Consider the following 17,726-nt stretch of genomic DNA (forward strand, 5'->3'; position numbering starts at 1 on the left):
CATGAACATTCCATCAGAATTAAAATACACTAAAGATCACGAGTGGATTAAAATAGAAGGAAATACGGCAACTGTAGGAATTACAGATTTTGCCCAAGGAGAATTAGGAGACATCGTTTACGTAGATGTAGATACTTTAGACGATACTGTAGCAGAAGGAGAAGTTTTTGGTTCTGTAGAAGCTGTAAAAACAGTTTCTGACTTGTTTATGCCTTTATCTGGAGAAGTGGTAGCCTTTAATGAAGCATTAGAAGACGAGCCAGAATTGGTAAACTCAGACCCTTATAACAAAGGTTGGATGATTAAGATCCAGATATCAGACAGCTCACAAATAGATGATTTATTAGATGCTAAGACATATCAAAAACTTATTGAAGGGTAACATCCTAGTTATTTCAATATTGGTGACTTTAAGTATCTTGTATTTAAGTCTTATAAAAGTGCCAAAATTCAATATTACTGTTAGTCATATAGACAAGTGGCAGCATAGTTTTGCTTATCTTGTGCTTTCTATCTGTTGGTTGTTTACATTCTATAAAAAAAATACTAAGAAATATATTGTTGTTTTATCTTGTATTTTATTTGGCATAATTATTGAAGTTTTACAACACACAGTAACAAATTATAGGACAGGAGATTATTTAGATGTTCTTGCAAATACTACAGGAGTATTGTTAGGTTTATTGATTTTTAATCAGATTTCTAAAAAAATTCTCGTTAATTAACAAAAAGACTTGTATTGAACACAATAATTTAATTAAATTAGCAAACTATTAAAAACTCTTTATAATGGAAATTAAGAAAAATCCGAAGTCAAATTTAGAAAATTACAGCAAAATTTTTATGCAAATAGGTCTTGTACTAGCTTTATTTGTTACTTATGCTGCAATTGAAAAGAAAACTTACGACAAAAGTATTGGAGACTTAGGTGTTGTAAACATGAATGCAGAAATGGAAGAAGATATTCCTATTACTGAAAGAATAGAACCTGTAAAACCAAAAACACCACCACCACCAACTCCAGAGAAAATTGAGGTTGTAGAAGATGAAAAAGAGGTTGAGGAAACAGTCATAGAATCTACAGAAACCGATGAAACTGAAGCAGTAGAAGTTGAAGAAATTGTAGAAATTGCAGAAGCAGAAGAAGTAATAGAAGATGTAAACTTTATGATTATTGAAGATGCTCCGATATTTCCAGGGTGTAAAGGAACTAAAAAAGAGTTAAAAGATTGTTTTAGTAGAATGGTACAAAAACACTTTCTTAGAAAATTTGATGCAGATTTACCTAATGAGTTAGGTCTTTCTCCTGGTAAAAAAAGAGTTTTTATTGGGTTTAAGATTGATAGACAAGGTAATATTGTAAACATACAAGCTAGAGCACCACACCCAAAAATTAAAGATGAAGTTGTGAAGGTGATGAAATTATTACCTAGAATGAAACCTGGTAAGCAAAGAGGAAAACCAGTAGGTGTAAGTTATAACATTCCATTTTCTTTAATAGTAGAGTAGCATAAAAAATTATAAAATCATATGGAAAACGCTTAGATGAATTTCTAAGCGTTTTTTTGTGCTCAATAGTTTGTTTAAAAAGTATATAAATGATGCTACACAACTAAAAATAAAAATTGAAACTCTATTCACCTAAATCAAAAGGGAATTCATTCAGCTCTACTAAGCGTTTTATTAAAAAATCTTAAAAGTAAATCATAAAGAATATATTGAATTCAACTCTCCTCGAGGCAGAGAGATAGCGCTATTTCGATCGTTTCATGCATAGTTTGAAGGTAATACCAATTTCAACGCAAACCTCAAGGTAGCGTCTAAAGAAATTCTTTCGATTAAATTGCTTTTAAAAACTGAAAAAAATCTATCACTCTAAATATCACAAAGCTATATAACCAAAAAATCCAAAGTATAAATACTTTGGATTTTTTAAAATTATTGGTGAAAATGTTTTATTTATTGACCGCTACTTTAGATGCTTCTGCTTTCCATAAATTAACACTTTCAATGGTATTGTTATTATAAGTTATTTCTTTTAAAGAACCTTCGTTCCAGAAAAACCATTTTCCTGTTTTCTTTCCGTCTTTATAGAATGCTAACTGTGTTTTGTTTCCTTCTTTGTCAAAACGAGTCCATTTTCCCGTTAATTTTTTATCTTTAAAATAACCCTCAGTACTTACAGAACCATCTTCATGATAATAGGTAGCTTTTACTAAGTCACCTTCCGCTTTATAAGTTGGCTTTATATCTTGTGAATATCCTATTGCTGCGATACAAAAAATTGCGATTGTAAATATCTTTTTCATGACTTATATATTTAAAGGGTTAACACTACAGTTACAAATATAAACATTTTGTAACAATTTACAAACATTTACGTAACATTAACTTAACATTCGAGCTATTATAATGTTTGGTGAATTGATTTTTACTACATTTACCTATTAAGAACCTTTAAAAAAAAAAGATCATGGCAGTAATGAAAGTTATTGAAGTTCTAGCGAACTCAGAAAAAAGTTGGGAAGAAGCAACCAGAAAAGCAGTAAAACAAGCTTCTAAATCTGTTAAAAATATTAAATCTGCATTTGTACAATCTCAGAGTGCAGTTGTAAATGGAGATAATGTTACAGAGTTTAGAGTAAATCTAAAAATTACTTTTGAAGTAAGTTAATCATTTAAAAGTAACACCTAATAAAGCGATTTAATTTAAAAAAAATGGAATATTTAAAAATTACGTTCATCGTTTTGGTTGCATTAATTCATTTCTATATATTTTATTTGGAAGTATTTTTGTGGACAACTACAAAAGCTATGAAATCCTTTGGTATAAAAACAAAAGAATTTGCAGAAGAAACGAAAGTGATGGCTGCAAACCAAGGGCTGTATAATTTATTTTTAGCTGTTGGCTTAATCTGGTCTCTATTATACAATAAAGAACCAACAGTGCTGTTCTTTTTAATATGTGTGCTAATTGCTGGTATCTATGGTGCATATTCACTAAAAAAAATAAGTGTATTTTATATTCAATCTATACCCGCTATTTTAGCAATAGTACTAACTTTGTTCGTGTAAAATTCTAGTATGAAAATGGCAAAGTTTAGTAAGGAAAATACAGAAGATTTAATGAAAGTATTACAATTCTCTTTAATCTAAATATGGAAGAATATATCGATATTATCAAAAGTGTTCTTTTAGAATATACTCCCAATATTTTAATGGCTTTGGCCCTATTAATTATAGGTCTAATTGTAATTCGTGTAATTTTAAATACCACTAAAAAGATTTTAAGAAAAAGAAATGTAGATATTTCACTTCAAAAGTTTTTAGGAAATTTACTTGGTTGGATTCTTAAAATAATATTATTTATAACAGTCATCGCAAAATTAGGGGTAGAAACCGCTTCTTTCGCTGCAATTTTAGCTGCTGCTGGTTTGGCAATAGGTTTGGCTTTGCAGGGCTCTTTAGCAAATTTTGCGGGGGGTGTTTTAATTATGATTTTCAAACCTTTTAAAATTGGAGATTTGGTGCAAGCCCAAGGAGAAATGGGCACTGTGAAAGAAATAGAAATCTTTACAACAAAACTAATTGGTTTATCTAATAAAGAAATTATTATTCCCAATGGTTCCTTGTCTAATGGAAACATCATAAATTACACTACAGAAGGCACAAGACGTGTAGATTTAGTTATTGGCGTTAGTTATAATGCTGATATGAAACAAGCCAAACAGGTTTTAAAAGATGTTGTAACAGCCCACCCAAAAGTTTTAAAAGAACCTGCACCTGGAATTACCGTTTTAGAATTGGCTGATAGTTCTGTAAACTTTGCTGTGAGACCTTGGTGCAATACTGCCGATTATTGGGCCGTATATTTTGATTGTATGGAGAACATTAAGGAAGCTTTAGATGCTGCAGAAATAGAAATCCCTTATCCGCATAGAGTTGTTGTTAAAAAGTAGGTTTCTTCTTCTTTTCGGGAATAACAATAAAATCTTTTAAATAAAAAGGTTCAAAATAAGCGACATCTTCAAAGTTGTTTTTTTTATATTTTGCATATGATAATGCTGCCATTTCTTTGGCTGATGGAAACTTATCATCTATAAAAATAGCATTTGTATGCCTGATGATTTCTTTACATTTCTGAGCGCCATCACCTAGAAAATATACTTTTTCTTTTTCTAAATACGCAGAAAATGATTTCTCATCAATAATTTCTGCTTTAATTTCTCTTATTTTTTTATTTTTATGATTAAAAACAGCCGAATATACTTCCATTCTCCTAGCATCTAACATAGGGATGATGACACCTTCATCTATAGAAATTACATGTGAAAGCGATGTTAATGTGTCTATTGCTATTAATGGCACGTTTAAAGCAAAACAAAGCCCTTTTGCTGCAGAAACACCAATTCTTAGTCCTGTATAAGAACCTGGGCCTTTGCTTACGGCAATCGCGTTAATTTCCTTTTTAGAAATATTTCCATCTTTTAAAAGACTTTCTATAAAAGGGTGTAAAACTTCTGCATGTGAATAATTACCATTATTCAATTCTTTCATTTGAATAATTTCACCATCTCTTGCAATACTTGCAGAACAATTTTTTGTAGATGTTTCTATGTTAAGGATCGTTACCAATATCTAATTTTTTACAAAGATAGTATTTCAAAAAAACAAAAACCTCACAAGTTTAAAAAACGAGTGAGGCTGCATTTATAAATTTATTTTTACTAATCGAAAACTAATTCACCAGAGTAAAATTGTAGCACTTTTGTTTTAAAAACATAATCATATTTAGAACGAATCATAATTCCTTCGGCATTTACCAAACGTGTTCTTACCAAATCGAAATCAAACAAGGTCATGGCACCGTAATTGTATCTTTCTTGAGCATTTTTAAAAGCTTCTTTTTGTGCTTCTAAAGAAATTTTTGCAGCTTCATAAGATTTTAACGCAGATCTTACATCTAAAAATGCTTGTTCTATCGTTTGCTTTAATTGTAACTTTTCACTTTCTAATCTCGTTTCAGAAATTTCTTTGTTTATCATAGATTGTGCGACTCTATTTTTAGTTTGAAATCTGTTAAAAATTGGAATGCTTACATTAAAACCAACACCATACCCTAAATTTTCATTAAATTGTGAGAATAAAGGTTTGTTTAATGAACTAAAAGTAGTAATTGTATTGTCTTTAAGATCAAAACCATAATTAGTAGACAAACCTGCAGATGCAGTTATTGTAGGAAAAAAACTCCCTTTAGTAATAGCTATATTCAAATCTGCATTTTCAATGTCTAATTTTGCTCTTGCAATTTCGGGCATATAATTTAAAGATTTCTGATATACAGCTGATGAATTTTGATACAATAAACTAGCTGAAGGTGTACCAACTTCTATGGGTGCAACATCAAAACTTTCTGCGGGTTCTTGTAATAACTGTGCTAAATTTAATACTGCCAAATCTAATGCATTTTCTTGTATTATTACATTCTGTAAATCATTTGCTGCGGTAGATTGAAAATTTAACAACTCTCCTTTTGCAATGGCACCCGCTTCAAAACGAGCTTCTGCAGCTTCAATTTGTTTTTTACTAATTGCTGCTTGAACATTTGCAACCGCCAAATTTTCTTTAGCAAATAAAATATTTAAATAGGTATTTACAACTCTTAAAGAAATATCATTTTCTATTTGTTTTAAATCATATAATCCAGATTCTACACCTAATTGCGCTTGCTTGTATGTGTTTGTATTTCTAAAACCGTTAAATACTGTATAATTTGAACTTAAATTTACAGATCCCCCAAATAAAGTTGTAGAAGTTCTATTTTGAGTTGTAGGATCGAAACTAGTACCAAAGTTTAAATTACCTCCTGTATTCCCACTTAAATTAGGTAAAAAATTACCTTTTGCGATGTCGACATCTTTTTTTGCAAGTTCTAGACTTAGTTTGTTTTGTTGGATGGAAATATTTTTGTCTAATGCTTGGTTTACTGCTTCTTTAAGTGTCCATTGTTTTTGAGAAAAAGTAGCAATTGAAGTGAATACTACTACAAATAGAATAAGGTTGGTTTTCAAAATTTTTAAATTTTATATTATGTTGATTGATTTTTCAATAGTTATACCAAAAAAAGAAAAAAATGTAAGATTCTGTAAACCATTTATTTAAAAAAATAAATTTCTAAATTTTGTTACAAAACCGAACACTTTCATTTAAAATTGAACATTCTTATCTTTTGTTAGTTCTTATAAGACGACTAAAAGTAAAATATGTTACAGCAATCTCCTCTTATTTAAATGTTAATTTTTAGCGCTCTTTTTATGTTTGTAAATCATATAAAACAAACCACCTACAAGGATATACGGAAAAATCATAAGATACGTAATTCCATTATTTACACCTTCTGCCATAGAAATATCGCCATTTTCTACAACAGCTTTGCACATTGCACATTGAGAAAACGAATTTTTAGAAGTTAAAATAACTAAAAATAATAGAGAAAAAACCGTTTTATTCTTACACATAATAAGGAGAAATCATTAGATACACTACTACACCGGTAATAGCTACATACAGCCATAGAGGAAAAGTTTTCTTCGCTATTTTTTTATGGGCTGGAAATTGCCCCAACTTTGCTCGCATATAAGTAATCAAAACAAAAGGAATCACCACAACAGATAAAACAATGTGTGTGATTAAAATAAAATAGTACACGTACTTTACAATTCCTTCTGCGCCAAAGGAAGTAGCATCTGAGGTCATATGGTATGCAATGTACATGAGCAAGAAAACTAAAGAGCAGGCTATTGCTGTGGTATTTAATTGTTCATGTAATTTTTTATTTCCTTTTTTTATAGCGATAACAGCCGCAATTAAAAGAACTGCTGTTAATCCATTTATAGAAGCATAAATTGGTGGAAGAAACTTTAGAGGTTCAACATCAAACCCTAATTTTCTTAGATTAATACCGAATAAAGCTGCAACGGCAATAGGAATTATAATAGACAATGCAGTAATTATCTTTTTATACTTTTTTTCTTGCGCTAAGACTTGCGCTGAATTTATTTCAGTATTATTCATCCAACAAAATTTTAATATCTTCTTTTAATTCTTGTATTTGATCTGGAAAAATTTGCTCTTTAATGGCTCTGTAATACATGATAGGATTTCCATATTCGTCTTTTCTAGATCGTATATATCCATCTTTATCTACCAAAGCAAACAGTCCAGAATGTTCAAATCCACCATGTTCATCATCTCCTTTGCCTACGTATAATTTAAAGCCTTTGTTAGAAAGTGCATATACAACCTCGTCGCTTTTTCCTGTTAAAAGGTGCCAGTTTCTATGTGTAATTCCGTTTGTTTTGGCATATTCTTTTAAAATTTTAGGCGTATCTATTTCTGGAGTGATAGAGATGGAAGCAATTCCAAAATTTGGATTCCCAAAAAAATCATCTTGAATGGTCAACATTTTTTGATTCATTATTGGGCAAATGGTTGGACACGTAGAAAAGAAAAACTCCACAACATACACTTTATTCGCATAGGTTTTATTGGTGATTGTTTTTCCTTCTTGATTGATGAACTCAAAATCTGGAACTTTATCAAATTTTACCAAATCTGAATCTTTAAAACGATCTACTACTTTTGGAACCGTATAAATACCAAACAATAAAATGATAAATGCAATCCCTATATATGAATACTTCTTGTTCATAATGTTTTATATTTCTCTATCTGCGTCGTTCTTTTTTAGAGCCAATCTGTATTCAGCCAACAGAACTTTTACATCGTCTTTCATCTTATCTTTTAAGATGGCAACAGAACGCATATTGTACCCAAAGAGTTTACCATCTTCTGCATCGCCGTCATCTGTTCTTCCTCTTAAATTGACTTCTTTATCTATGATAAAAGCTTTTGTAGTTTGTAGGTTATTTAGAGGTTCATTTGTATTAAAACTATCATACAAAGCTTTTATTTCTTCTTTAGAACTAGCTACAAACTTCCATTTAAGCATGTTCGTAAATGCACCAACTTCCTTTTGAAGTGCATCTACTTCTTTTATTTTGTTTTTCGGATAAATTGCAATTACCTGAAAATTCTTAAAACCATAAAAAGGTTTGTATATTTTTTGATTTAGGTTGAAAACGGCACCTTTTATGGATTCAATATCTTCACCTAAAAAACAAACTACAGAAATATTTCCTTTAAACTGTACCGATTGAGTACTATCTATCAAAGAAATATCAGCAATATTTTTTGTGACAATTGGCAATTTTGCAAAGTTATTAATACCAGAAGAAAGTACTAGATAAAATAACAATGGAAATATAAAGAGTAAAAAAAGTACGACTCTTTTTTTTGTAAAAAATTTCATTCTAGTTTCTGTTTAAGGTTTTAACCAATATTTAACGATTTAAAAAAGCAAAAAAAAAGGTGGTTAAAACCACCTTTCTAAAATATCTTACCAATTTACAAGTGGTGCTAATGTATCGAATAAATAACCTCCTTCAATTAATAGTAAGGTAACCAAATAGGTGACTAAAAAAACGGCAGTCCATACTATAGAGCGTCTAAACCATTTTTTCTCTCCTTCTAAGTGCATAAAAACCCATGCAATACCATAAGCCTTTGCTAAAGTTAAAATGATAAAAATCCAATTTAACCAACTTGTTCCTGGCCCATGTAAGTGTAGCGCCTCTGGTTTAATAATACCTAAGTATACTTCTACTATGGTAATAAAAGAAAGAATACCGAAAACTACCCATATTCTTTTTGTATTTGATTCGTGTGCGTGTGCCATTGCTATCTTATTATTTTAATTATACTAAGTAGAAGAAGGTAAATACAAATACCCAAACTAAATCTACAAAGTGCCAATATAAACCAACCTTTTCTACCATTTCATAATGTCCTCTTTTCTCGTAAGTTCCTAAGATTACATTAAAAAATATGATGATATTAATTATAATTCCTGAAAGTACGTGAAAACCGTGAAAACCTGTAATAAAGAAAAAGAAGTCTGCAAAAATGGTATTTCCATATTCATTTACTTTTAAGTTTGCACCTTCAACAACCATCTTTGTTTTTGCCAATTGTGCTGCGCCTTCTTCTCTAGAAAGAATTGTTTTCTGCTTTTTTTCTAAATCTATTAACTCTGTTCTTACTTGAATTGCAGGATTTGCTTTGTATGCATTCACAACTTGATCTACCGAATACGTTGCAATGGTTCCTTCACTTTGAAACCATAAACCATTTTTTCGAGTATGTTGTTCTCTAACATCTGTTCTTGGTCCAACAACAAAATCTGCCAAAGCTATTTGTTTACCATCTTTAACAAACTGTAATACTTTACCTTCTGTGGTTTTTACTGCTCCGTATGAACCTTTTATAAAAGTACCCCATTCCCAAGCTTGTGAGCCCACAAAAATAATACCTCCAATAATGGTAGCAAACATATACCAAGCAACTTTATTTTTTTTCATTTGATGACCAGCATCTACTGCCAATACCATGGTTACAGATGAAAAGATTAAGATAAACGTCATGATTGCGACGTAGATCATAGGAAAATCTCCATGAACAAAAGGTACGTGGGTAAAAACTTCGTCTGCAATTGGCCAAGAATCTATAAACTTGAATCGAGTTAAACCATAAGCAGCTAAAAATCCTGAAAAAGTTAATGCATCTGATAAGATGAAGAACCACATCATCATTTTACCATAGCTAGCACCAAACGGTCTAGCGTTACCTCCACCCCAGGTTTCTTTTTTGTCAGTTGGTACAGCAATATTTGCTTCCATAAATGTTTTCTATTACTTGAATATTAAAATAGTTTCGCAAAATTAATCATTTTTCATCACCTAATAAAATAGAAAAAGAAAAATAGATAAATCCATAGTATATCTACAAAATGCCAAAAGATTGCACCGAGTTCAAACCCTAGTAAATCATTTGGTTTATACTTATATTTAAAATGATTATAAATAACAACAAAAAGCACAATTAAGCCCGCTAACAAGTGTAAAACGTGCATAAATGTAATTCCGATAATAAAAGATGTTGATACTGTACTTTCTAGTCCTGTAAAAAACAACCCAATACTTTTAAGCTGGTTAAAACCTACATATTGTTGCCAAACAAAACCAATTCCTAAAAATAATGTTACCACTAGCAATAGTAAAGATAATTGCCTTTTGTCTTGTTTTAAAAATCTTTTTGATAAAATTAATGTAATGCTACTTAATACAATTAAGACTGTACTTATATAAAACGCATCAGGTAAATCAAAAGTTACCCAATCATCTCTTTCCATACTAATTACATAGGCACTTGTTAATCCAGCAAAAAACATCACCATACTAATCATACCAACCCATAGCATTGGTTTTGCGGCTTTCTTTCTTGCAACTGTTAATTCTTGTTGTAATGCTTGTTCTTCCATCTTCCTTCTTTAATGTAAAAATTTATCTACTACATATATAACTTGCACAACAGTTATATACAAAACACTAGACAGCATTAATTTTCTTGCGTCTATATTTTGTTCACTTTTATAAAGTTTTATTCCATAATACAACATTACAATTCCTAATAAAGCAATAATTACTGCTGTTAATGGATAGATATAAAATGCTCCAGAAACTTTTAAAACTGGGGCTATCGAAACCAAAATCATAATGAATGTGTAAAATATAATTTGTTTGATGGCTCCTTTATCTTTTTTGCCCATCGGCAACATATTAAAGCCTGCTTTTTTATATTCTTCATATTGCAACCAACCAATTGCCCAAAAATGTGGAAACTGCCAGAAAAACTGAATCATAAATAAAAAACCTGCTTCGATCCCAAAATTATTGGTTGCTGCAACCCAACCTAACATAAACGGAATTGCTCCTGGAATTGCTCCTACAAAAACAGTTAAAGGTGTTACTGCCTTTAACGGAGTATAAGCACAGGTATATAAAAATATAGAAATGGCACCAAATAAAGCAGATTTTGGATTGATACTATATAAAATTGCGATTCCAAGAATGGTAAATACTATGGCCGTTGCTAATGCTGTATTTACAGACATTCTACCTGTTGGCAAAGGCCTGTTTTGAGTACGTTTCATGATAGCATCAGTATCTTTCTCTATTATTTGGTTGAATGCATTTGAAGCACCCACCATAAAAAAACCACCAAGCGCTAAAAGAAAAAGTGTTAGATAATTTACAGATTCTACCGCAAGAAGATACCCTGCAACAGCAGAAAACACAACACTTAACGACAAGCCAACTTTGGTAAGTTGTTTAAAGTCTGAAATAATCGTTTGCATAGCTGTTTTCTTGTCTGAAATAACTGCTGTATTCATATTACCACAATTAGTTTGCAAAGATATTTGATATATCTGAATTTACCATAGCTTTTAAGGCTTTTGATGTTAAAATAAATAAAAAAACCCACTCAATAAATTGAGTGGGAAAATTGCTATGAAAAAGAAAAAGTGTGATCCTTAAAAAGAATCACACTACAAATATATGGATTATTTTTAAATAAAATATTAAAGAAATACTAAATTTTAAAAATCTAAATACCAATTGAATAAATCTGCTCTAACACCTACAGAAAACCAAACTGTATTTCCCTCTGGGTAAGGAGTTGTTGATACTTTTGGAGAGAATTTCCTATAAGTAAAACCGCCAAAAAGATTTAAATTATTTGCTGGATTCAGTAAGTAATTTCCTTGAAAATCTGCTATAAATATAGTTGCTGTATTACCTTGTGCTAGTTCGTTGCCAGTATCTCCAAATCTATCTTCATACGATTGATAAATATTTCCCCCATAACTAATCGCTTCATCTTGAAAATCAAAACCTTTTTTACCGAATGTTAATTTCCCATTAAAAGACCATCTATCTTTCTTATAACGTGCAATTGCAATAGCTTCGTAAAAATTTGCTCCCCATAAATGTCCCATGGGTTGGCTATAATTACCATAATTTAAAATAGGAGATTTGTGAGCAAAGGTATAAGGTCTTGCATAATTGTATTCAAATTGAAGAAATAAATCATCCACATGAAAAGCATCAAAATATTTTACTCCTAATTGGTACGCAAATTTATTTTGCCACTTTCCGAGATCATCTAAATTTCCAATAGAAAATTCATCAACAATTAGTTGAGCATATAAAGAGATATTATTATTTAATTTATATTTCCCTGTCAAACCAATAATGGCATTTCCAGAATCTTCACCTCTGTTAAACTCAACAGATCTGTAAAAAATAACCGGATTTAAAAAACCGGCATCAAAACCATTTTCTCCTGTAGAAATAGCAGTTTCAAAGAAACCAATATTTAGTTTTTTTGTAAGGTTTAAGCTTAAATAATGTGCTGCTATGTACTTTCTAGCATGTTCATTTGGGTTAGATACAGAAGAAATAGACGGTTCTGTATTCCACATCCAAACATTGGTATATTGCAATTTCCAAAAATCTACTTTCATTTTTAGATAGGTTGTTGGAGAAGAAACATCAGAAAGTATAAAAGACCTGTAACCGTCTCCTATAAAATTTCTACCATTACCAAATTGAAACTGCATAAATTTATTGGGTTGAAATGCTAAATATCCTTCAGCAACAGGATAATCAAACGCATCTTCTTTAAATCCTTTTGCTTTTCCTCTTCCTGGAACCAAACCTTCAGAATTTTTTGGTCTTGTTAAAAGCGATTTATTTGAAATATAACTATTCACATACTCTGCAAATCTTGCCTGACTTTCATAAACGGTTGCTGAATATGAGAATTTATTACCCAAACCTCCATTAACACTTAAAATTCTAGAGTTATTATACGTATAAGAAGCATCTGAATTGTCTTTTCCTATCTGAACATCCACCAAAAAATCTACGGTAAACCAAAAATCTTCTTTTTTAACCTGTAGCAAATGTTCATTCCAAATTTTATTACCAACCCAAGACTTTACATTTGGCTTTAGAAATTTCTTTTTTTGTGCTGTTAAATCTAAATATTTATTTATTTCACTATAAATATAAGGTTTAGAAGCAGTGTGAGTTCCATTTGCTTTGTGCAAAGCAAATTCATAATCTACATATCTTTGATGAGTAAATGGAATGTTTAATTGACTATCGTGCTCTAAAAAAGCGGAATCTGCTATTCTATTTTTTTCTACAATTGCAAACAAGTCTTCTTTATTTTTTGCTGTATCTGAATTTAGGATTACCGTTTCTTCCGCATTGAGTTCTTTCGTATTGATGGGAAATGAAATTGGCAGATTGAATTGCATCTCTATATCTCTATTATTGAACTTAGCAGGAGTAATTTTAGGGAAAATTTTAAAAGCGCTTTCCGCCTCTTTTTTTATTTCTTTATAGGGACTGTTTACGTAAATTATTTTAAAATTTCCTTTTTTTGTAACTACGAATAAAACATTTGCAGTACCAGTGTATTTTTCGTTTTCTACAATTGATGGTGTTTTAAATGCTGCAAAAAAGTGTTTTTTTGTGGTGTTGTAAAAACAATCTTCAATCGAAGTAATTTCTGAACCTTTACAGCCATCGTAAACTGGGTACCTTTCTGTTTGTGAATAAAATATTGAAGGAAATAATAAAACTACTAATAAGTATTTTTTAAGCATTCTATAATTTTATAACTGTATTATTTTTTAATTGATATTCTTGTTTGCTCTCTTTGCAAGTTGCAAATCCGTTTTTATCAAACTTTAATCTGTGACCATATTCACTCACCCAACCAATTTGTTTAGATGGATTGCCAACAACTAATGCAAAAGGTAAAACTTCTCTAGTTACCACAGCACCTGCACCAATAAAAGCATATTCACCAATAGCATTGCCGCAAACAATTGTTGCATTTGCACCAATACTTGCCCCTTTTTTAACGATTGTTTTTTGATATTCATCTTGTCTTATAATTGCACTTCGTGGATTCATTACATTCGTAAAAACCATAGAAGGCCCTAAAAAAACATCGTCTTCACAAATAACACCTGTGTAAATAGAAACATTATTTTGCACTTTTACATTTTTACCTAAAATAACTTTAGGAGAAACTACTACATTCTGGCCAATATTACAACCTTCACCAATAATACAATGCGACATGATATGGCTAAAATGCCATATTTTGGTATCTTTTCCAATTTTACAATCTGCATCTATAACTGCAGTTTTATGTGCGAAAAATTCTTTCAAAATTAGTAACTTGGGTTTGAGTTTTGTGTTTTATTAATTATTTCTTTTGATGATGATGTGCCAATTCTATCAACACCTAAAGCAATCATTTTTAAAGCTGTTTTATAATCTCTTACACCACCAGCAGCTTTTATTTTTAGGGGTTTTGCATTTTTAGAAATCAATTTTATGGTTTCTAAAGTCGCGCCATTTGGTATATGATCTTCCGTTTTAAAAAAACCTGTGGACGATTTTACAAATACATTTTTTGCATTTTCTTCGCCAAAATTTTCTAAAACAACTTTTTTTATCAGTTGTGAAATTACAATTATTTCTTCGTTTGTTAACGCAGCAACTTCTATAATGAATTTTGCAACTTTGTAATGTGTAAGACAAAGCTTTACACAATCCGTTACTTCTTTATTTATTAAAGGAATGTTTCCTTCTTTAAAAGCTTGGTAATTTATCACAAAATCTAATTCGTCTGCACCTAAATTAATTGCTTTTTTTGCTGCTTCTAATTTCTTTTCTACGGAATTGTTTCCTTTAGGAAAATCAATGACAGTTCCTACAAGTATGTTAGAATTTGCTGCCCTCAGAGTTTTTTTTACTGTAAGAATATATTGAGCACGAATCATAATCAATTTGTAGTCGTAAAGCATTGCTTCTTCTACAAGTTGTAAAACTTTTTGTAAATTTTCTTCTTCAGAAATACCTGCTTGTGTTGCTGTTTTTAAATGGGTAGCATCTAAAAATTGATTTATTTTCATGTGGCAAAAGTACTAAAATCTAAATTGCAGGTATAAAAAAACCCAACCATTTGGTTGGGTTTGTATATTTATTCTACACTAAAGGAAATGGGAAGTGTATACCTGACTCTTACAGGTTTTTTTCTTTGCATTCCTGGAGTGAATTTAGGGAGCTTTTTTATCAACCTATTGGTTTCTTTTTCTAGTTGTTTATGTGGTGCTCTAATTTTTATATCTACAACATTGCCTTTAGCATCGATTAAAAATTGTGTCTGAATTTTATAACGTCCAGCATTTAAACCTAATTCGCTTGCCAAGCCTGCATCAAAATTTTGTTGTACGAATTGTTTCATTTTTTTATCAAAACAAACTTTATTTTCTTCTTTTGACAAGCCTTCACATCCTTTAAAAACGGGTGCATCTTCAATATTGATAAAAGGAACTGTTTCTGGACCGATTTTTTCTGGTTCTTTAATTTCGACAAATGCATCTAAATTTATTTCTACAGGATCTACTGCAGGTTCATCAATAACTGTTTCTATAATATCATCATCGCCTTTTTTTATTTCATCTGGAATGAAAACTTTAGGTTGATGAACTTGAGCTACAGGCTTTACCTTGACTTCTTTTTTAAAAAGGACTTCTGTATCGGGTTCAATATAAATTGTTGTTGTATTTTCTGAATCATAAACGGCTATCGTTTTCTGTTCGGTTTGGTGTTCTAATGTCACGTAAACAACAAAGAGCACTAATACAAGTCCTAACTGGGTAAAAATGTTAGAGAACTTTTCTAATTGTTTGGTTGGTAGTTTTTTCAGGTTTTTCATAATTAGAAAGTTTTATATGTTAAGACTTTGTTAAAACAAATAACATGCCAAAAAAAACAGCATCAAAAAATTTGATGCTTTAATTATGATTTTTATTAAAAAACTGAATTTATTCTAAGTGTTTTGCTGCAACTTTTTCTAATTCGTCGTACCAATTTTGCCCAAACTTTCTTACTAAGGCTTGTTTTACAAACTTATAAATTGGTATTTGTAATTCTTTTCCTAGAGCACAAGCATCATCGCAAACTTCCCATTTATGATAATTTACCGCAGAAAATTCGCTATAATCTTTTACTCTTATGGGGTATAAATGACAAGAAACAGGTTTTTTCCAGTCTATTGCTCCAGAATTATAGGCTTCTTCAATTCCGCAAAGTGCTGTCTTTTTTTCGTCAAAAATAACATACGCACAATCTTTTCCTCCAATTAATGGCGTTTCTAATTCGCCCCAATCACTTGTTACCCAAGTTCCGTTTTTTTCAATAACCTCAATTCCTTCTTTGCGTAAAAAAGGTTTTACCTTTGGATAGATCTCTTCTAAGATTTTAGTCTCTTCTTTATCTAAGGGTGCACCTGCTTCACCCGCAACACAACAAGCGCCTTTACATGCAGAGAGATTGCAAAAAAAATCCTTTTCAATAATATCTTCTGAAATAATTGTTTTTCCTAACTGAAACATCTGGTAAAAATAAGGGTTTTTTTTTCTTTAAATTTACACTTTGATAAAGTTAGTTGATTAATTTTGCAAAATAAAATACCCAAACATGAATTTTAACTTCAAAGAAATTTTTACAGCCTTTATGATATTATTTGCTGTAATAGATATTATTGGAAACATTCCTATTATTATAGACTTACGTAAAAAAGTGGGTCATATTCAATCTGAAAAGGCCTCTTTAATTGCGGGTGTAATTATGGTTGTATTTCTTTTTTTAGGGCAAAGTTTATTAAGTTTAATAGGTATTGACGTAAACTCTTTTGCAGTTGCAGGTTCTTTTATTTTATTTTTTATTGCCTTAGAAATGATTTTAGGAATTACACTTTACAAAGATGATGCAGATTCTGGAGCTATAACGGCTACTGTTTTTCCTTTGGCTTTTCCATTAATTGCGGGTCCTGGAAGCTTAACAACATTACTTTCTCTACGTGCAGAATTTTCTATAGAAAATATAATAGTAGCGGTATTTCTTAATGTGATTGTTATTTATGGAGTATTAAAAACATCATCAAAAATAGAACGTGTAATTGGACCCACGGGAATTCAAATCATTAGAAAAGTTTTTGGTGTGATTCTATTAGCAATTGCTGTAAAATTATTTGCTGCGAACATTAAAGCTTTATTTATTTAAGATGATTTTTGATGCGTTAGTTATTGGTGGTGGTGTTTCTGGAATGCAATGCGCGTTAGTACTTGGCTCTGCTAAAAACAAAGCGTTTGCTGCTGATAAAAATATCGGAATTATCATGCATCAAAAGACTTCTCACCTTCAAAATGCTTTGTTTAATAATGTGTTAGGTCTAAAGCCTAAAACCCTAGGAAAAGATATTTTAATTGACGGAAAAGAACAATTAGCAAACCTGTATGCTCATGTTTCTCAAATAGAAAACGAAAAAGTACTGTCTATTGCCAATTTTAATGGTGCATATAAGGTAACAACTAACAAAAACATTTATTTCTCTAAAATTGTAGTATTAGCACTCAATTATTCAAAACCTTTTACAATTAAAGGCTTCGAAAATTTTATTGAGCCTCATAAAAAAGCTCATCCTGAAAAGGACAGAATCCAACTAAAAAACACAAACTATTTCATTAAAAAAGGCTTGTATTGTTGTGGCACTATTGCTGGTGGCAGAAGTCAGTTTGCGATTGCTGCTGGCAGCGGTGCAAGTGTTGCCACAGATATTTTAACACTTTGGAATGATACTATTCCCACTAAAGTGCACGATAAAATATGACCTTC

General features: G+C 30.7%; 24 protein-coding genes. 8 read left to right on the top strand and 16 right to left on the bottom strand.

Going from position 1 to position 17,726, the window contains the following annotated elements:
* The first annotated feature begins 1 nt into the window (after position 1).
* From gcvH to Q0998_RS04450, 3 genes are all read left to right on the top strand, one after another.
* Complete coding sequence (gene gcvH / locus Q0998_RS04440) at positions 2-382, top strand: glycine cleavage system protein GcvH (protein ID WP_299666800.1); 381 nt, start codon at positions 2-4, stop codon at positions 380-382.
* Between the two features lie 58 nt (positions 383-440).
* Positions 441-725, top strand: coding sequence for a VanZ family protein (locus Q0998_RS04445; protein WP_299666802.1), 285 nt, complete (start codon positions 441-443; stop codon positions 723-725).
* A gap of 64 nt (positions 726-789) precedes the next feature.
* The gene (locus Q0998_RS04450) at positions 790-1,509 is read left to right on the top strand and encodes an energy transducer TonB (protein WP_299666804.1); all 720 of its coding nucleotides are present in this window, start codon (positions 790-792) and stop codon (positions 1,507-1,509) included.
* Between the two features lie 446 nt (positions 1,510-1,955).
* On the opposite strand, the gene Q0998_RS04455 is transcribed toward Q0998_RS04450, so the two are convergent.
* Positions 1,956-2,309, bottom strand: a complete 354-nt coding sequence (locus tag Q0998_RS04455) for a nicotinic acid mononucleotide adenyltransferase (protein ID WP_299666807.1) — start codon at positions 2,307-2,309, stop codon at positions 1,956-1,958.
* Between the two features lie 164 nt (positions 2,310-2,473).
* Here Q0998_RS04455 and Q0998_RS04460 point away from each other — a divergent pair, with 164 nt between their 5' ends.
* The 3 genes from Q0998_RS04460 (at position 2,474) to Q0998_RS04470 (ending at position 3,959) form a co-directional block, all read left to right on the top strand.
* Positions 2,474-2,674: a dodecin family protein gene (locus Q0998_RS04460; protein ID WP_299666810.1), complete on the top strand. Its 201-nt coding sequence runs from the start codon at positions 2,474-2,476 to the stop codon at positions 2,672-2,674.
* Positions 2,675-2,718: 44 nt separating this feature from the next.
* Positions 2,719-3,075, top strand: coding sequence for a DUF1304 domain-containing protein (locus Q0998_RS04465; RefSeq protein WP_299666813.1), 357 nt, complete (start codon positions 2,719-2,721; stop codon positions 3,073-3,075).
* Positions 3,076-3,158: 83 nt separating this feature from the next.
* Entirely contained in the window at positions 3,159-3,959 is an 801-nt protein-coding gene (locus Q0998_RS04470; protein WP_299666816.1) for a mechanosensitive ion channel domain-containing protein, read from the top strand.
* On the opposite strand, the gene tsaB is transcribed toward Q0998_RS04470, so the two are convergent.
* The 15 genes from tsaB to Q0998_RS04545 all read right to left on the bottom strand — a co-directional run bounded on the left by tsaB (position 3,949) and on the right by Q0998_RS04545 (position 16,444).
* Complete coding sequence (gene tsaB / locus Q0998_RS04475; RefSeq protein WP_299666818.1) at positions 3,949-4,635, bottom strand: tRNA (adenosine(37)-N6)-threonylcarbamoyltransferase complex dimerization subunit type 1 TsaB; 687 nt, start codon at positions 4,633-4,635, stop codon at positions 3,949-3,951. The two genes, Q0998_RS04470 and tsaB, sit on opposite strands and share 11 nt — an antisense overlap.
* A 92-nt stretch (positions 4,636-4,727) precedes the next feature.
* Positions 4,728-6,071, bottom strand: a complete 1,344-nt coding sequence (locus Q0998_RS04480; protein WP_299666821.1) for a TolC family protein — start codon at positions 6,069-6,071, stop codon at positions 4,728-4,730.
* Between the two features lie 222 nt (positions 6,072-6,293).
* Positions 6,294-6,518, bottom strand: coding sequence for a hypothetical protein (locus Q0998_RS04485; protein ID WP_299666824.1), 225 nt, complete (start codon positions 6,516-6,518; stop codon positions 6,294-6,296).
* Positions 6,511-7,074, bottom strand: a complete 564-nt coding sequence (locus Q0998_RS04490) for a DUF420 domain-containing protein (protein ID WP_299666827.1) — start codon at positions 7,072-7,074, stop codon at positions 6,511-6,513. The genes Q0998_RS04485 and Q0998_RS04490 overlap by 8 nt, the downstream gene beginning before the upstream one ends.
* A complete protein-coding gene (locus Q0998_RS04495) occupies positions 7,067-7,711 on the bottom strand; it encodes an SCO family protein (protein ID WP_299666830.1) in 645 nt (214 codons plus the stop codon). The genes Q0998_RS04490 and Q0998_RS04495 overlap by 8 nt, the downstream gene beginning before the upstream one ends.
* Before the next feature lie 6 nt (positions 7,712-7,717).
* The gene (locus tag Q0998_RS04500) at positions 7,718-8,371 is read right to left on the bottom strand and encodes a hypothetical protein (protein ID WP_299666833.1); all 654 of its coding nucleotides are present in this window, start codon (positions 8,369-8,371) and stop codon (positions 7,718-7,720) included.
* An 87-nt stretch (positions 8,372-8,458) separates the two neighbouring features.
* Positions 8,459-8,797, bottom strand: coding sequence for a cytochrome C oxidase subunit IV family protein (locus Q0998_RS04505; protein ID WP_299666836.1), 339 nt, complete (start codon positions 8,795-8,797; stop codon positions 8,459-8,461).
* A 19-nt stretch (positions 8,798-8,816) separates the two neighbouring features.
* Positions 8,817-9,797, bottom strand: a complete 981-nt coding sequence (locus tag Q0998_RS04510) for a cytochrome c oxidase subunit 3 (RefSeq protein WP_299666839.1) — start codon at positions 9,795-9,797, stop codon at positions 8,817-8,819.
* 56 nt (positions 9,798-9,853) lie between these two features.
* Complete coding sequence (locus Q0998_RS04515; RefSeq protein WP_299666842.1) at positions 9,854-10,438, bottom strand: cytochrome c oxidase subunit 3; 585 nt, start codon at positions 10,436-10,438, stop codon at positions 9,854-9,856.
* Positions 10,439-10,447: 9 nt separating this feature from the next.
* A complete protein-coding gene (gene cyoE, locus Q0998_RS04520; protein WP_299666843.1) occupies positions 10,448-11,350 on the bottom strand; it encodes a heme o synthase in 903 nt (300 codons plus the stop codon).
* 207 nt (positions 11,351-11,557) lie between these two features.
* The gene (locus tag Q0998_RS04525; protein ID WP_299666845.1) at positions 11,558-13,636 is read right to left on the bottom strand and encodes a gliding motility protein RemB; all 2,079 of its coding nucleotides are present in this window, start codon (positions 13,634-13,636) and stop codon (positions 11,558-11,560) included.
* A gap of 1 nt (position 13,637) precedes the next feature.
* Complete coding sequence (locus Q0998_RS04530; RefSeq protein ID WP_299666847.1) at positions 13,638-14,210, bottom strand: acyltransferase; 573 nt, start codon at positions 14,208-14,210, stop codon at positions 13,638-13,640.
* A gap of 2 nt (positions 14,211-14,212) precedes the next feature.
* A complete protein-coding gene (gene deoC / locus Q0998_RS04535) occupies positions 14,213-14,959 on the bottom strand; it encodes a deoxyribose-phosphate aldolase (protein WP_299666849.1) in 747 nt (248 codons plus the stop codon).
* Between the two features lie 68 nt (positions 14,960-15,027).
* Positions 15,028-15,765 carry an energy transducer TonB gene (locus tag Q0998_RS04540; protein ID WP_299666851.1) on the bottom strand — a complete coding sequence of 246 codons (738 nt, stop codon included), beginning with the start codon at positions 15,763-15,765 and terminating at the stop codon, positions 15,028-15,030.
* A gap of 109 nt (positions 15,766-15,874) precedes the next feature.
* Complete coding sequence (locus Q0998_RS04545; RefSeq protein ID WP_299666853.1) at positions 15,875-16,444, bottom strand: DUF3109 family protein; 570 nt, start codon at positions 16,442-16,444, stop codon at positions 15,875-15,877.
* Positions 16,445-16,529: 85 nt separating this feature from the next.
* Here Q0998_RS04545 and Q0998_RS04550 point away from each other — a divergent pair, with 85 nt between their 5' ends.
* Both Q0998_RS04550 and Q0998_RS04555 read left to right on the top strand, forming a co-directional pair.
* Positions 16,530-17,114, top strand: coding sequence for a MarC family protein (locus tag Q0998_RS04550; RefSeq protein WP_299666855.1), 585 nt, complete (start codon positions 16,530-16,532; stop codon positions 17,112-17,114).
* Between the two features lies 1 nt (position 17,115).
* A complete protein-coding gene (locus Q0998_RS04555; protein ID WP_299666857.1) occupies positions 17,116-17,721 on the top strand; it encodes an NAD(P)/FAD-dependent oxidoreductase in 606 nt (201 codons plus the stop codon).
* Positions 17,722-17,726: the final 5 nt, after the last annotated feature.

The sequence above is a fragment of the uncultured Polaribacter sp. genome (assembly GCF_947501385.1).
GTDB lineage: Bacteria > Bacteroidota > Bacteroidia > Flavobacteriales > Flavobacteriaceae > Polaribacter.

Coding starts and splice junctions, on each gene's coding strand:
- Q0998_RS04555 (WP_299666857.1), top strand. CDS start 17,116: ATGATTTTTGATGCGTTAGTTATTGGTGGTGGTGTTTCTGGAATGCAA.
- Q0998_RS04510 (WP_299666839.1), bottom strand. CDS start 9,797: ATGGAAGCAAATATTGCTGTACCAACTGACAAAAAAGAAACCTGGGGT.
- Q0998_RS04495 (WP_299666830.1), bottom strand. CDS start 7,711: ATGAACAAGAAGTATTCATATATAGGGATTGCATTTATCATTTTATTG.
- Q0998_RS04465 (WP_299666813.1), top strand. CDS start 2,719: ATGGAATATTTAAAAATTACGTTCATCGTTTTGGTTGCATTAATTCAT.
- Q0998_RS04500 (WP_299666833.1), bottom strand. CDS start 8,371: ATGAAATTTTTTACAAAAAAAAGAGTCGTACTTTTTTTACTCTTTATA.
- deoC (WP_299666849.1), bottom strand. CDS start 14,959: ATGAAAATAAATCAATTTTTAGATGCTACCCATTTAAAAACAGCAACA.
- cyoE (WP_299666843.1), bottom strand. CDS start 11,350: ATGAATACAGCAGTTATTTCAGACAAGAAAACAGCTATGCAAACGATT.
- Q0998_RS04525 (WP_299666845.1), bottom strand. CDS start 13,636: ATGCTTAAAAAATACTTATTAGTAGTTTTATTATTTCCTTCAATATTT.
- Q0998_RS04545 (WP_299666853.1), bottom strand. CDS start 16,444: ATGTTTCAGTTAGGAAAAACAATTATTTCAGAAGATATTATTGAAAAG.
- Q0998_RS04550 (WP_299666855.1), top strand. CDS start 16,530: ATGAATTTTAACTTCAAAGAAATTTTTACAGCCTTTATGATATTATTT.
- Q0998_RS04460 (WP_299666810.1), top strand. CDS start 2,474: ATGGCAGTAATGAAAGTTATTGAAGTTCTAGCGAACTCAGAAAAAAGT.
- Q0998_RS04450 (WP_299666804.1), top strand. CDS start 790: ATGGAAATTAAGAAAAATCCGAAGTCAAATTTAGAAAATTACAGCAAA.
- Q0998_RS04540 (WP_299666851.1), bottom strand. CDS start 15,765: ATGAAAAACCTGAAAAAACTACCAACCAAACAATTAGAAAAGTTCTCT.
- Q0998_RS04515 (WP_299666842.1), bottom strand. CDS start 10,438: ATGGAAGAACAAGCATTACAACAAGAATTAACAGTTGCAAGAAAGAAA.
- gcvH (WP_299666800.1), top strand. CDS start 2: ATGAACATTCCATCAGAATTAAAATACACTAAAGATCACGAGTGGATT.
- Q0998_RS04455 (WP_299666807.1), bottom strand. CDS start 2,309: ATGAAAAAGATATTTACAATCGCAATTTTTTGTATCGCAGCAATAGGA.
- Q0998_RS04505 (WP_299666836.1), bottom strand. CDS start 8,797: ATGGCACACGCACACGAATCAAATACAAAAAGAATATGGGTAGTTTTC.
- Q0998_RS04485 (WP_299666824.1), bottom strand. CDS start 6,518: ATGTGTAAGAATAAAACGGTTTTTTCTCTATTATTTTTAGTTATTTTA.
- Q0998_RS04470 (WP_299666816.1), top strand. CDS start 3,159: ATGGAAGAATATATCGATATTATCAAAAGTGTTCTTTTAGAATATACT.
- Q0998_RS04490 (WP_299666827.1), bottom strand. CDS start 7,074: ATGAATAATACTGAAATAAATTCAGCGCAAGTCTTAGCGCAAGAAAAA.